This is a genomic window from Streptomyces sp. NPDC021115 (assembly GCF_044333065.1).
Taxonomy (GTDB): Bacteria; Actinomycetota; Actinomycetes; order Streptomycetales; family Streptomycetaceae; genus Streptomyces.
Window position 1 is genome coordinate 142,214 of sequence record NZ_JBIRQF010000011.1, and the last position, 13,582, is coordinate 155,795.

12 protein-coding genes are annotated in these 13,582 nt (G+C 69.2%); 4 read left to right on the plus strand and 8 right to left on the minus strand.

The window, feature by feature from the left end; all coding sequences use genetic code 11:
- Positions 1–184 precede the first annotated feature (184 nt).
- Positions 185–1,225 (plus strand): TerD family protein, encoded by a 1,041-nt coding sequence (locus ACH4TL_RS29390; RefSeq protein WP_398321707.1) that lies wholly within the window; start codon positions 185–187, stop codon positions 1,223–1,225.
- A gap of 27 nt (positions 1,226–1,252) precedes the next feature.
- On the opposite strand, the gene ACH4TL_RS29395 is transcribed toward ACH4TL_RS29390, so the two are convergent.
- The 6 genes from ACH4TL_RS29395 to ACH4TL_RS29420 all read right to left on the minus strand — a co-directional run bounded on the left by ACH4TL_RS29395 (position 1,253) and on the right by ACH4TL_RS29420 (position 5,767).
- Positions 1,253–1,978, minus strand: coding sequence for a Tellurium resistance (locus ACH4TL_RS29395; RefSeq protein ID WP_398321710.1), 726 nt, complete (start codon positions 1,976–1,978; stop codon positions 1,253–1,255).
- A gap of 136 nt (positions 1,979–2,114) precedes the next feature.
- A complete protein-coding gene (locus ACH4TL_RS29400) occupies positions 2,115–3,266 on the minus strand; it encodes a DUF475 domain-containing protein (RefSeq protein ID WP_398321713.1) in 1,152 nt (383 codons plus the stop codon).
- Positions 3,267–3,317: 51 nt separating this feature from the next.
- Positions 3,318–3,893, minus strand: coding sequence for a TerD family protein (locus ACH4TL_RS29405; protein ID WP_398321716.1), 576 nt, complete (start codon positions 3,891–3,893; stop codon positions 3,318–3,320).
- 163 nt (positions 3,894–4,056) lie between these two features.
- Positions 4,057–4,632, minus strand: coding sequence for a TerD family protein (locus tag ACH4TL_RS29410; protein ID WP_398321719.1), 576 nt, complete (start codon positions 4,630–4,632; stop codon positions 4,057–4,059).
- Between the two features lie 125 nt (positions 4,633–4,757).
- Positions 4,758–5,216, minus strand: a complete 459-nt coding sequence (locus ACH4TL_RS29415; protein ID WP_398321722.1) for a peroxiredoxin — start codon at positions 5,214–5,216, stop codon at positions 4,758–4,760.
- Positions 5,217–5,326: 110 nt separating this feature from the next.
- Entirely contained in the window at positions 5,327–5,767 is a 441-nt protein-coding gene (locus tag ACH4TL_RS29420; protein WP_009718270.1) for a DUF3052 domain-containing protein, read from the minus strand.
- A 494-nt stretch (positions 5,768–6,261) separates the two neighbouring features.
- Here ACH4TL_RS29420 and aceE point away from each other — a divergent pair, with 494 nt between their 5' ends.
- Complete coding sequence (aceE, locus tag ACH4TL_RS29425) at positions 6,262–8,991, plus strand: pyruvate dehydrogenase (acetyl-transferring), homodimeric type (RefSeq protein ID WP_398321725.1); 2,730 nt, start codon at positions 6,262–6,264, stop codon at positions 8,989–8,991.
- A 332-nt stretch (positions 8,992–9,323) separates the two neighbouring features.
- On the opposite strand, the gene ACH4TL_RS29430 is transcribed toward aceE, so the two are convergent.
- Both ACH4TL_RS29430 and ACH4TL_RS29435 read right to left on the minus strand, forming a co-directional pair.
- On the minus strand, positions 9,324–9,689 hold the full coding sequence (locus tag ACH4TL_RS29430; protein WP_398321728.1) for a peptidase inhibitor family I36 protein: 366 nt from the start codon (positions 9,687–9,689) through the stop codon (positions 9,324–9,326).
- A gap of 113 nt (positions 9,690–9,802) precedes the next feature.
- On the minus strand, positions 9,803–11,404 hold the full coding sequence (locus ACH4TL_RS29435; RefSeq protein WP_398321731.1) for an MFS transporter: 1,602 nt from the start codon (positions 11,402–11,404) through the stop codon (positions 9,803–9,805).
- 117 nt (positions 11,405–11,521) lie between these two features.
- Here ACH4TL_RS29435 and ACH4TL_RS29440 point away from each other — a divergent pair, with 117 nt between their 5' ends.
- Positions 11,522–12,181: a TetR family transcriptional regulator gene (locus tag ACH4TL_RS29440; protein WP_398321734.1), complete on the plus strand. Its 660-nt coding sequence runs from the start codon at positions 11,522–11,524 to the stop codon at positions 12,179–12,181.
- Positions 12,182–12,305: 124 nt separating this feature from the next.
- Entirely contained in the window at positions 12,306–13,511 is a 1,206-nt protein-coding gene (locus ACH4TL_RS29445) for an alpha/beta hydrolase (protein ID WP_398321736.1), read from the plus strand.
- The last annotated feature ends 71 nt before the right edge of the window (positions 13,512–13,582 follow it).

The window sequence follows — 13,582 nt, forward strand, 5'->3', positions numbered from 1 at the left end:
ACGACCCTCGGGTGGCCGATTATCGTACGTCCGAGCCCGGGTCAAAAGTTCCCCAAGGCCGTGAAAATCACGTAACTCCTGTGCGTCGCTCCGGTATCCGGCATGCCCGTCCTGCCACATCCCCTCAAGCCCGCCACGCCCCCTGCGTTGTCGCGGCACCCGGCGGGAGGGCAGGATTACGGCCATGACGCACGCGATGCTGAAGGGATCGAACATCCCGCTCGACGCCACGGCCATACGCGCGGTGCTGCGCTGGACCCCCGGCACGGACGTGCCGGACGTCGACGCCTCGGCGCTGCTGCTGGGCGGGGACGACCGCGTGCGCTCGGACGAGGACTTCGTCTTCTACAACCAGCCACGGCACCCCTCCGGCCTGGTCCGGCACCTGCCCAAGAAGCGGACGCCCGAGGGGCTGACGGACACCATCGAGGCCGATCTGACCGGTCTGGAGACCCAGGTGAACCGGGTGGTGCTGGCGGCGTCCGCGGACGGCGGCACCTTCGGTCAGGTACGGGATCTGAGCCTCCTGCTGTACGACGCGTCGCCGTCGGCCTCCGAGGAGCCCTTGGCGATCTTCGCGGTGCTTCCGGAGACCGGCAAGGAAGCCGCGCTGGTCTGCGGCGAGCTGTACCGGCGGGGGGACAGCTGGAAGTTCCGCGCGCTGGGGCAGGGCTATGAGTCCGGGCTGGTCGGGCTGGCCACGGAGTACGGCATCTCGGTGGACGACGGCGAGGCCGCGGACAACGGCGGTACGGGCCAGGGCACCGGAGCGGGCGCCGAGGAGCCGGAGGCCGCCGAACCGCCCGCCGCGCCGACCCCGAGCCAGGCCGAGACGGCGGCCCTGCCGCCGCAGCAGCCGCAGCCCGACCCCTGGGACCCGCAGGCGACCCAGCCGCTCTCCGCCACCCAGGCCGCCGCCGCGATCGCCGCGACGGGCGCGACGGACGACGGCGACTACTACCTGCCGCCGCAGGCGCCCGTACCGCCGCAGGCGCAGCCGCACGCCCCGGCACCCGCCTATCCGCAGCCGCCCGCCCAGCCCCCGGCGCAGCCCGCTTACGGCTACCCCCAGCAGCCGAGTTACGGCTACCCGCAGCCGCCCGCGTACGGCTATCCGCAGCAGGTGCAGCGGACCGATCCGCCGCCCCCGCCGCCGCTGCCGATGCCCTTCCCCGACCCGAACTTCACGCTGCCGCCGCAGGGGCCGCAGTTCCAGAACCGCTAGGGGCAACAGAGGCGGCAGGGTCGGCGGCTACACCTTGGACTTGTAGCCGCGGCCCCACTGGAGACCCCATCCGTACAGCCGGTCCAGCTCGGCCTGGAAGCCGTACACGTACTTCACCTCGCGCCGCACGACGATCTCGCCCTTGATGTTCTCCAGCATGACCACGGCGCACGAGCGGGCCTGCGGGGCCCGCTCGTCGAGCGCGATCTCCACCCGCGGACCGTTGCTGGGGTAGAGCGTGACCATGCCGTGCGTACGGTCGAAGGCGGGGGTGCCGTCGTAGATGTAGACGAAGACGAGCAGACGCTTGATGTCGTCCTTGTGGTCCAGATTGATGTAGATCGTCTCGCCCATGCCGGAGCCGAACCGGTCATCCCCGCTGAGCTTGACGTACGGCGCCTCGTTGAGGTTGCCGAAGAAGTCGCCGAGTGGCTGGACCACGCCCTTGGAGCCGCTCTTCAGCTCGTACATGACCGCCAGGTCCAGGTCGACGTTGACCATGGCGGGTCCCTGGGCCTGCACCACCTGCGGCTTGAACATCTGGAGCGGGTGGCGCAGCAGGCTGGGCCCCTTGCTGTTGAAGTCCGAGGTGCGCATCTGCCAGGACAGATTGATCCGCAGGTTGCCGCTGGCGGCGCCCTGTTTGGTCAAGGAGATGGCCGAGTTCCGCTTGGTCAGCTCGACCGCGCCGCTCGCGTCGCCGCTTTCGAACTCGCGCCACGCGGACCGCCCCCAGTTGCTCCAGAACGCCATCGTGCGCACCCCCACCCTTCGTGGCTCCCACTGCCTCAAAGCTGCTCAACCGCGACGGGGCGGCCGGAAGGTCGGAAGACCTCGGCCGCCCCGCTTCAGAGCGTTCCTCAAACGCCGGTGCGTCACACCCCGGAGGTCAGACTCCGGACGTGACTTCCGTTTTCTCCTCTGATCCGGCTCCGCCGCCGGCTGCCTCGCGGCGGTTGCGGATGACCGAGGACCAGTACGAGGCGCCGATGAGGGCGACGCCCACCACGCCGGTGATGACCTCGTTGATCTCGTACTTGATGGTGACCAGCAGGATCACGGCCAGCGCGCCGATCGCGTAGTGCGCGCCGTGCTCCAGGTAGACGTAGTCGTCCAGGGTCCCCTGGCGGACCAGGTAGACGGTCAGCGAACGGATGTACATCGCGCCGATGCCCAGACCCAGCGCCATCTCGAAGATGTCGTTGGTGATCGCGAAGGCGCCGATCACGCCGTCGAAGGAGAACGAGGCGTCGATGACCTCGAGGTAGAGGAACATGAAGAACGCGGCCTTGCCCGCCAGGCCGACCACCGTGGCGCCGCTGCTGCCGCGCTCGGGCTTCTTCTCGTCGGCCTCGGCCTCGCCCGCTTCCTCGTCCTCTTCCTCGTCCTCTTCGAGCTTGTCCTCGAAGAAGGCGGACACGCCGGCGACGATCAGGTACGTCATCAGACCGGCGACCCCGGACAGCAGCACGGTCGCGCTCTTGTCGCCGCCGCCGTGGGCCACGTCGGTGGCGAGGGTGGTGGCGGTGACCAGCAGCACGGCCAGCGCGATGACGACCGAGAAGGTGTCCAGCTTGCCGAGCTTGGACAGCGGCTTCTCCAGGAAGCCCAGCCAGCGGATGTCGCGCTCCTCGAAGATGAAGTCGAGGAAGATCATCAGCAGGAACATCCCGCCGAAGGCCGCGATCGCCGGGTGGGCGCCCGTCACCAGGTGTTCGTACTTTTCCTTGTCGTTGATCGCGAGGTCCACGGCCTCGATCGGCCCGAGCTTCGCCGTGATCGCGACGATGACCACCGGGAAGACCAGACGCATGCCGAAGACGGCGATGAGAATGCCGATGGTCAGGAAGATCTTCTGCCAGAAGGCATTCATCTTCCGCAGGATGCCCGCGTTGATGACCGCGTTGTCGAATGAGAGCGAGATCTCCAGGATCGAGAGGATCCCGACGATCGCGAGCCCCTTCCACCCCCAGAGCACGCCGGCCAAGGCCAGACCGATCGCCGTGACGGCGAACGACCAACCAAAGGTTTTGAGGAGCACTGGCAACCCAATCCTTCTACGTACGGTCTCCCCCGCGCCTTGTACGCGGCTTTACGAAACGTTGACCCCGAAGTCTAGAGCGATGCCCCGGAGCCCCGACGCGTACCCCTGCCCCACCGCACGGAACTTCCATTCACCGTTGTACCGGTAGACCTCACCGAAGATCATCGCAGTCTCGCCCGAGGCGTCCTCGGAGAGGTCGTAGCGGGCCAGCTCCTGGCCGTCCGCCTGGTTCACCACCCGGATGAACGCGTTGCTGACCTGTCCGAACGTCTGGCGCCTGGCGTCGGCGTCATGGATCGAGACCGGGAAGACGATCTTGTCGACCCGCTGCGGGACCTTGGTGAGGTCGATCAGCAGCGACTCGTCGTCGCCGTCGCCCTCGCCCGTGAGGTTGTCGCCGGTGTGCTCCACCGAGCCCTCGGGGCTCTTGAGGTTGTTGTAGAAGATGAAGTACTCATCGCCGAGCACCCGGCCCGACTCGCACAGCAGCGCGCTGGCGTCGAGGTCGAACGGTGCTCCGGTGGTGGAGCGCGCGTCCCAGCCCAGGCCGACGAGCACCTGGGTGAGATTCGGCGCGGCCTTGGAAAGGGAGACATTGCCTCCCTTGGCGAGCGTGACGCCCATGATCCTGGTCCCTCCCCGGGGTAGTACGTGGTGCGACGCGCATCCGGCGCCGCACTCCCGCCTGTCGAACGTGCCGAGTGCAGGGGTGCGGCGCCGGACGAGACGGCCTCGGCGGGCCCGGCCGGCGGCTCTCACCGCCCGGCCGGGCCCCACCAGGGCCGGTTCAGACGTTGACGCCGAAGTCCTGCGCGATGCCACGCAGCCCCGAGGCGTACCCCTGACCGATGGCGCGGAACTTCCACTCCGCCCCGTTCCGGTACAGCTCACCGAAGACCATGGCGGTCTCGGTGGAGGCGTCCTCGGAGAGGTCGTACCGGGCCAGCTCGTTGCCGTCGGCCTGGTTCACCACGCGGATGAACGCGTTCCGCACCTGGCCGAAGCTCTGCTGACGGGTCTCGGCGTCGTAGATCGACACCGGGAAGACGATCTTGGCGACATCGGCCGGGACCCCGGCCAGGTTCACCTTGATCTGCTCGTCATCGCCCTCGCCCTCACCGGTGATGTTGTCACCGGTGTGCTCGACGGAGCCGTCGGGGCTCTTGAGGTTGTTGAAGAACACGAAGTTCTGGTCGGTGCCGACCTTGCCCTCGGCGTTGGTCAGCAGGGCACTGGCGTCGAGGTCGAAGTCAGTGCCCGTGGTGGTACGGGCGTCCCAGCCCAGACCGACGACGACCGCGGTCAGGTTAGGGGCTTCCTTGGTCAGCGAGACGTTGCCGCCCTTGCTGAGGCTGACTCCCACGAGTCCTCCCAATTAAGGTTCGTCAGGAGCACTGCGTGCCCCTATCTCCATGAGTTCCCACCTGGATCAACGCGTCGATCCTAGTGAGCGGTTCCCGTCCGATACAGGGCTTGCGCCCGCCGGACTCACAGGCTCTTGAGGGCCTTGGCGTAGTCGTTGAGGTCCCGGGCGTCGGGCAGGCCGTTGACGACCGTCCAGCGGACCACGCCCTCCTTGTCGATCACGAAGGTGCCGCGCACCGCGCAGCCCTTCTCCTCGTCGAAGACGCCGTAGGCGCGGCTGGCCTCGCCGTGCGGCCAGAAGTCCGACAGCAGCGGGTACTCCAGACCCTCCTGCTCGGCGAAGACCCGCAGGCTGAAGGGCGAGTCGTTGGAGACCGCCAGCAGCTGCACGTCGTCGTTGACGAAGGTCGGCAGCTCGTCGCGGAGGGCGCACAGCTCGCCGGTGCACACGCCGGTGAAGGCGAACGGGTAGAAGAGGAGCACGACGTTCTTCTCACCGCGGAAGTCGGAGAGCCGGACCGACTCGCCGTGCTGGTTCTTCAGCTCGAAGTCCGGGGCCTTCGTACCGACCTCTATGGCCATGGGAGCCATCCCTTCACATCTGGGTCTCGACTGATCACGGCCCACCCTACGCGCCGAGCCCCCCGCCGAAAGGGAACGGCGGGGGGCTCGGTTGTGTAGGTCCTTCGGCCTCAGCGCTTGCCCGAACGGGCGGCCTTCGGAGTGACCAGGCGGCTGCCGGTCCAGTCCTTGCCCGCGTTGAAGCTCTTCGTCTGGGACAGGCCCGCGGTGGTCGCGGCCTCATTGATGTCGCTCGGCTCGACATAGCCGTCACGGCCGGTCTTGGGCGTCAGGAGCCAGACCGGTGCGCCGTCGTCGATCATCTGGATGGCGTCCACCAGCGCGTCCGTCAGATCGCCGTCGTCCTCCCGGAACCACAGCACAACGGCGTCGGCCACATCGTCGTACTCCTCGTCGACGAGCTCCTGGCCGGTGATCTCCTCGATGGCCTCGCGGAGCTCCTGGTCGACATCGTCGTCGTAGCCGATCTCCTGGACCACCTGCTCGGGCTGGAAACCCAGCCTCGCGGCAGGGTTGGTCCGCTCCTCCGCGTGGTCCGCGGTCGCGCTCACGGATTGCCTCCTGTCATCTTTCGTTCACTCTTCGAGTCTGGCAGCGCCCCGCGCGCGTACGCGAGGCATGGGGCGTAGTCCACACGGGCCGGGCGGATCGCGCAAGTACCCGGCCAGCGATCCCGCCCAAACGTTGACGTGTCGACGCAACTCCCATCAGGGAGGAACGGCACGGAACGGCGCGCGGCTGCCCGGATTGCTCCGTTATGCCCAGCTTACGTGTGTGTATCGACACCCTACGCCGACCGGAGCCGAACGGCCGTACGCAGGTGCCCCCGGACGTGGGCGTAAGGTTGCGATTTGGCCGTCGCGACGCCGATCGCACGCCGACCGGTACCGTCCGGCCCGCTGAGCGCCCGTCTCACCAGGTCTGGGTTACCCCTCGGTAGAGGTGACGTATCCCGCACCCGAGGTACACGATGGAGAGCGGCGCGACAGCAGCAGAGCACGAATCCATGTCCGTGCACAGCACGACCGAAAAGCGAAGGAACAGCGTGGCTTCCGGATCAGATCGCAACCCGATCATCATTGGCGGCCTTCCCAGCCAGGTCCCGGACTTCGATCCCGAAGAGACCCAGGAGTGGCTCGACTCGCTCGACGCAGCCGTCGATGAGCGAGGCCGGGAACGTGCCCGCTACCTCATGCTTCGACTGATCGAGCGCGCCCGCGAGAAGCGAGTGGCCGTGCCCGAGATGCGCAGCACGGACTACGTCAACACCATCGCCACCAAGGACGAGCCGTTCTTCCCCGGCAACGAGGAGATCGAGCGCAAGGTCCTGAACGCGACCCGCTGGAACGCGGCGGTGATGGTCTCCCGTGCGCAGCGCCCGGGCATCGGCGTCGGCGGCCACATCGCCACCTTCGCCTCGTCCGCCTCGCTGTACGACGTGGGCTTCAACCACTTCTTCCGCGGCAAGGACCAGGACAGCGGCGACCAGATCTTCTTCCAGGGTCACGCCTCCCCCGGTATCTACGCCCGCGCGTTTCTGCTCGACCGGCTCTCCGAGGACCACCTGGACGGATTCCGTCAGGAGAAGTCCAAGCTCGGTCACGCGCTGTCCAGCTACCCGCACCCGCGGTCGATGCCGGACTTCTGGGAGTTCCCGACCGTCTCGATGGGCCTCGGCCCGCTCGGCGCGATCTTCCAGGCGCGGATGAACCGCTACATGGAGGCGCGCGGCATCGCCGACACCTCCAACTCCCACGTGTGGGCCTTCCTCGGCGACGGCGAGATGGACGAGCCCGAGTCGCTGGGCCAGCTGTCCCTGGCCGCCCGCGAGGGTCTGGACAACCTCACCTTCGTCGTCAACTGCAACCTGCAGCGGCTCGACGGCCCGGTGCGCGGCAACGGCAAGATCATGCAGGAGCTGGAGTCGCAGTTCCGCGGCGCCGGCTGGAACGTGATCAAGCTGGTGTGGGACCGCTCCTGGGACCCGCTGCTCGCCCAGGACCGCGACGGCGTGCTGGTCAACCGGCTCAACACGACGCCCGACGGCCAGTTCCAGACGTACGCCACCGAGACCGGCGCGTACATCCGCGACCACTTCTTCGGTGACGACCAGCGGCTGCGCAAGATGGTCGAGGGCATGACCGACGACCAGATCCTGCACCTGGGCCGCGGCGGTCACGACCACAAGAAGATCTACGCGGCGTACGCGGCGGCCAAGGCCCACAAGGGCCAGCCGACCGTGATCCTCGCCCAGACCGTCAAGGGCTGGACGCTCGGCCCGAACTTCGAGGGCCGCAACGCGACCCACCAGATGAAGAAGCTGACGGTCGACGACCTCAAGGGCTTCCGCGACCGGCTGCACCTGCCGATCCCGGACAAGGAGCTGGAGTCCGGCGTTCCGCCGTACTACCACCCGGGTCCGGAGTCCGAGGAGATCCAGTACATGCACGACCGCCGCAAGGCGCTGGGCGGCTACGCGCCGACCCGCGTCGTGCGCGCGCAGCCGCTCCAGCTCCCCGGCGACAAGGCGTACGCGGCGGTCAGGAAGGGCTCCGGCCAGCAGCAGATCGCCACCACCATGGCCTTCGTGCGGCTGCTGAAGGACCTCATGCGGGACAAGGAGATCGGCAAGCGCTTCGTGCCGATCGCGCCCGACGAGTACCGCACCTTCGGCATGGACTCGCTCTTCCCGTCGGCCAAGATCTACAACCCGCTGGGCCAGCAGTACGAGTCCGTCGACCGTGAGCTGCTGCTCGCCTACAAGGAGTCGCCGACCGGGCAGATGCTGCACGACGGCATCTCCGAGGCGGGCTGTACGGCCTCGCTGATCGCCGCCGGTTCGGCGTACGCCACGCACGGCGAGCCGCTGATCCCGGTCTACGTCTTCTACTCGATGTTCGGCTTCCAGCGCACGGGTGACCAGTTCTGGCAGATGGCCGACCAGCTGGCGCGCGGCTTCGTACTGGGCGCGACCGCCGGTCGTACGACCCTGACCGGTGAGGGCCTCCAGCACGCGGACGGCCACTCCCAGCTGCTGGCCTCGACCAACCCCGCGGTCGTCGCGTACGACCCGGCGTTCGGCTTCGAGATCGCCCACATCGTGCAGGACGGCCTGCGCCGGATGTACGGCGAGAACAGTGAGGACATCTTCTACTACCTCACCGTCTACAACGAGCCGATCCGGCACCCGGCCGAGCCCGAGAACGTCGACCGCGAGGGCATCCTCAAGGGCCTGCACCGCTTCAAGCAGGGCGAGTCCGGCACCCACCGGGCCCAGATCCTCGCCTCCGGCGTCGCGGTCCCGTGGGCCCTGGAGGCCCAGCGGATGCTGGCCGAGGACTGGGACGTCCGCGCCGACGTCTGGTCCGCCACCTCCTGGAACGAGCTGCGCCGCGACGCGGTCGAGGCCGAGGAGCACAACCTGCTCCACCCGGAGGAGGAGCAGCGCGTCCCCTTCGTCACCCGCAAGCTCGCGGATGCCGAGGGCCCGAAGGTGGCCGTCTCCGACTGGATGCGCGCCGTCCCGGACCAGATCGCCCGCTGGGTCCCCGGCACGTACCAGTCGCTGGGCGCCGACGGCTTCGGCTTCGCCGACACCCGCGGCGCGGCGCGGCGCTTCTTCCACATCGACGCCGAGTCGATCGTGCTGGGCGTGCTGACGGAGCTGGCGAAGGACGGCAAGATCGACCGTTCGGTCCTGAAGCAGGCCATCGACCGCTACCAGCTCCTCGACGTAGCAGCCGCCGACCCCGGCCCCGCGGGCGGCGACGCGTAAGCGTCTCGCGACGGCGGTGAGCGAAGCGCCGGGCGGGCTGGGAGACCAGCCCGCCCGGCGCTTCGCCGTGCACACCAGGCCAGGGCCGGACCCGGTCCCGGAGCCGCGAGGCCCGCGGCCTGAAGCCTCCACGGCCCCAGCCGCCCGGGGCACCGTCCGCCCGGGGTCCAGGGACTTGCCCCTGGTTCGGGATCGGAAGGGGCGGGGGGAAAGCCCCCCGGCCCCGCCCCCGCGCACGGCTGACTCGCGCCGGGCAGTCCCGGGGTCCGGGGCGGAGCCCCGGTTACGGGAAGGGGCGGGGTGGGGAAAGCCTCCGGCCCCGCCCCCGCGCGTCACCGCTCCCAGATCTTGAAGGCCCGTACCTGGTAGGCCGTTTCGGGGCTCCAGGAGCCGGTGGGGTAGGTGCGGAATTCACCGGTCTCGGCGCATTCCGCGCTCTGGTACGCCGTCACCGGGCGCCCCGTGCGGTTGGCCAGGGACGCGGCCGAGGCGCCACTCGGCAGGGGGACGCAGCTTTCGATGTCGGTGTCGGCCAGCTCATGGACCTGGCGCGCCCCCGTGAACGCCGCCTTGTGCCAGAGGCACAGCTGCCCCGTGGCGCAGCTGCCGAGCCGGGGCCCGGGCGCCACCGCGGAGGCGGCGGGCGTCAGGGCGCAGGCCAGGGCGAGGGTCACCGCGGCCAGGATGGTCGTGCGCATATGGATCACTCCCCGTGTCGTCATACGAACGGGAGCCAGCCTGTCGGCCGGCTCCCGTCCCCACCACGGGGTCGGTCGAGGACCACCCGGATAGGGGGCTTGACCCTGAGACGTCAGATGTGGACGCCCCCGCCACCCGCCTCCGCGTTGTCACCGCGCTTGGTGAACGCCGCGACCAGCGCCGCGACGACCGAGACGACGGCGGCGACGGAGAAGGCGAGCCCCATCCCCGACACGAACGTGTCATGCGTGACGCTCGTGATCTTCGCGAGGATCTCCGGCGGGGTCCCCTTGGGCGCGGGCGGCATGCCGACCGCGACGGCGTCGGACGCCTTGGACGCCTGCTCGGGCTTCAGCGGCGGAAGCCCGGCCTTGGCCCATTTGTCCGGCAGGGTGTCGTCCACCTTGCCCGCCATGACCGCGCCGAGGACGGCCGTACCGAGGCTGCCGCCGACCTGCATGGCGGCCTGCTGGAGGCCGCCCGCGACACCGGCGTGCTCGATGGGCGCGTTGCCGACGATGACCTCGGTGGCGCCGACCATCACCGGGCCGAGACCGAAGCCGAGGAGGGCGAACCATATGGACATCTCGAGCGTGCCGGTGCCGACCTCCAGCCGGGACAGCCCGAACATGGAGACGGCGGTGAGCGCCATGGCCCCCACCAGCGGCACCCGCGGTCCGAGCTTGGTGATCAGCGCGCCGGCGATCGGCGAGGAGACGATCATCGTGGCGGTCAGCGGCAGCAGGTGCAGCCCGCTGTTGACCGGCGTCATGCCGTGCACGTTCTGGAGATAGAAGGTGACGAAGAACAGCCCGCCCATGAAGCCGAAGGCCATGAGCACCATCAGCACGGTCCCGGCGCTCAGCGGCACCGAGCGGAAGATGGACAGCGGCAGCAGCGGCTCGCGGGTCTTGTTCTCCCAGAACACGAAGACGGCGAAGAGGACGATCGCGAGGCCGAGGAACCCGAGCGTCCTGGAGCTTCCCCAACCCCAGTCGGTGGCCTTGATGAGCGCCCAGATCAGGCAGAACATGGCGCCGGACAGCAGCACGATGCCGGGCAGGTCGAAGGACCGCGGCGCTTTCTCGGCCCGGTGGTCCACGAGGATGATCAGGCCGAGGACGAGGGCGAGGATGCCCACGGGCAGGTTGATGAAGAAGACGGACTGCCAGTTGACGTGCTCGACGAGCAGCCCGCCGACGATGGGCCCGGCGGCGGTGGAGGCGCCGATCACGGCGCCCCAGATGCCGATCGCCATGTTGAGTTTCTCGGCGGGGAAGGTCGCGCGCAGCAGGCCCAGTGCCGCGGGCATCAGCAGCGCCCCGCACAGGCCCTGGAGCACCCGGAAGCCCACGACCAGCGCCACATCGCTGGAGAAGCCGATGGCGGCGGAGGCGGCGGCGAAGCCGACGACGCCGATGAGGAAGGTCTGCCGGTGGCCGAAGCGGTCACCCAGCTTGCCCGCGGTGATCAGCGCGACCGCGAGGGCCAGCAGATAGCCGTTGGTGATCCATTGGACGTCGGCGAGCGAGGCACCGAGGTCCTTCTGGATGGCCGGGTTCGCGATGGCGACGATCGTGCCGTCGAGGGCGACCATCGTCACACCGATCGCGACGGTGAAGAGCGTCAGCCAGGGATGGCCCCGCAGCCCCTTCGGGGGATCCGATATGGGAGGTTCCGGCGCCGTATCGGCGACGGTGGTCTCAGACGTCATGCTCGGAGGCTAATGTCAGCGTCTGACAATTGACAAACTGATTCATCAGCTGGTCTCTGTCGTATTGGCCACAGGTATGGTGGCCTGCCGAAACGCGACAGAAAGCGAGCACGAGCGGTGACAGCGGACGAGGCGGTGGCACCGCCACCGACCGGACTGCGCGAGCGCAAGAAGCAGCGGACCCGCGGCGCCCTGGTGCGCTCGGCGCTGGATCTGTTCACCTGTCAGGGGTACGACCACACGACGGTGGACGAGATCGCGGAGTCGGTGGACGTCTCGCAGCGCACCTTCTTCCGCTACTTCGCCAACAAGGAGCAAGTGGCCTTCGCCACCCAGGACTCGGCGGAGTCGCACTTCTTCGCGGCGCTGTGCGCGCGCCCCGCCCACGAGGCGCCGCTGGCCGCCCTGCGGGGCGCGGTGCTCGACGCGTGGAGCACCATGGGTGACTCCGTGGAGCAGCTGGTTCCGGCCGAACTCCACATGCGGATGTACCGGGTGATCGAGTCGACGCCCGCGCTGCTCGCCGTCCATCTGCGCCGCACCGCCGAGCTGGAGGAGCGGATCGCCTCGGAGATCGCCCGCCGCGAGGGCCTCGACGCCTCCGTCGACCCGCGGCCGCGGCTGCTGACCGCGATGTTCGGCGGTGTGATTCAGATCGCAGGGAAGCTGTGGGGAGCGGGCGACGACGACTCCACGGACGCGCTGCGCGACATCACCGCGTTTCACCTGGACCATGTCGGTCCGGCCCTCGCCGAGAACTGGCGCACCGAGCTGTAAAACCGACAAGAGCCCTGAAAGCCATCAAATCCGACATAAGCTTCCGCCAAATCACCGCCCCCAAACGTGAGCTAGGTCACGGTATTTGGCACCTGCGGGCGCGGTTCTCCTAGGGTGTCCCGCGGTGACTTCCTTCTCGGAGCTCGGTTCTCCCTCCCCCGGTTCCACCGCCTCGCGTGCTCTGCTCGCCCTGGCGGTGGTGTTCGTCCTGCTCGCCACCACCGGCTGGACGGCCATACGGAGCCACAGAGGAGCGTCGGACCCGCTCTCCGCGTCGGTCAGCGCCTGGCGCCACGGCAGCCTCGACGGTCACGCCCTGCCCGACCCGTACGCGTCGCCGCGCCTCCTCGGCCGCTGGCTGGACTCGCTGACCAAGGTCCAGCGCGACCGCCTGGTCCACCGCTATCCGCTGGTGGTCGGCAACCTCAACGGCGCTCCGGCGGCGCTGCGCTACCGCGCCAACCGGATCGCGCTGACCCAGGCCCGGGACACCGAGCGCCACCGCATGCACAACAACGAGCTGACCCCGCTCGGGCGCCATGACGCCGGGCGGCGCATGCACCGGTACGAGGACCTGCTGAGCGGGAAGCGGCAGATCCTGTCGTTCGACCCGTCGGGCGCCGGGCGGGCAGCGGAGGTCTTCGGCGACCTCGCCCACGCCCGCCGTGTCTCGGTCGTGGTGCCCGGTGTGGACACCAACATCCTGACCTTCCAGAAGTCCGACCGCCCGTACACCGCCACCGTCGGCATGGCCCGCGCCCTCTACGACGACGAGCGCGCCCAGGCCCCGGACACCAAGACCGCCGTGATCGCCTGGGCCGACTACACCTCCCCGGCCGGGATCGGCATGGACGCGGCCACCGGCAAGCTCGCCGCCCAGGGCGCGCTGCGGCTGCGCGCGCTGGTGGGCGGGCTGCCCAAGTCCGCCCACGTCTCGCTGATGTGCCACAGCTACGGCTCGGTGGTGTGCGGGGTCGCCGCCCGCGATCTGCCGTCCAAGGTCACCGACATCGCGGTGGCGGGCAGCCCCGGCATGCGCGCCGACCGCGCCTCGGAGCTGGGCAGCGGCCGCCGGGTGTGGGCGATGCGGGACTCCGGCGACTGGATCCAGGACATCCCGCATCTGGAGGTCGGCGGACTCGGCCACGGCGCCGACCCGCTCTCCTCCGGCTTCGGGGCCCGCGTACTGTCCGCCTCCGGTGCCCAGGGACACGCCGGGTACTTCACCCCGGGCACCACCAGCCTCGACAACTTCGCCCGGGTCGGGGTCGGCCGCGTCAAGGCCGTGAGCTGCGGGGACGGCGCCGCATGCACCGACGGGCTGAGCTGACCGCGGGTGACCTGGCTGACCTGGGCCGACCCGAGGACGTTTGACGCGCGTAGCGCTCAAGGGGGGACGGG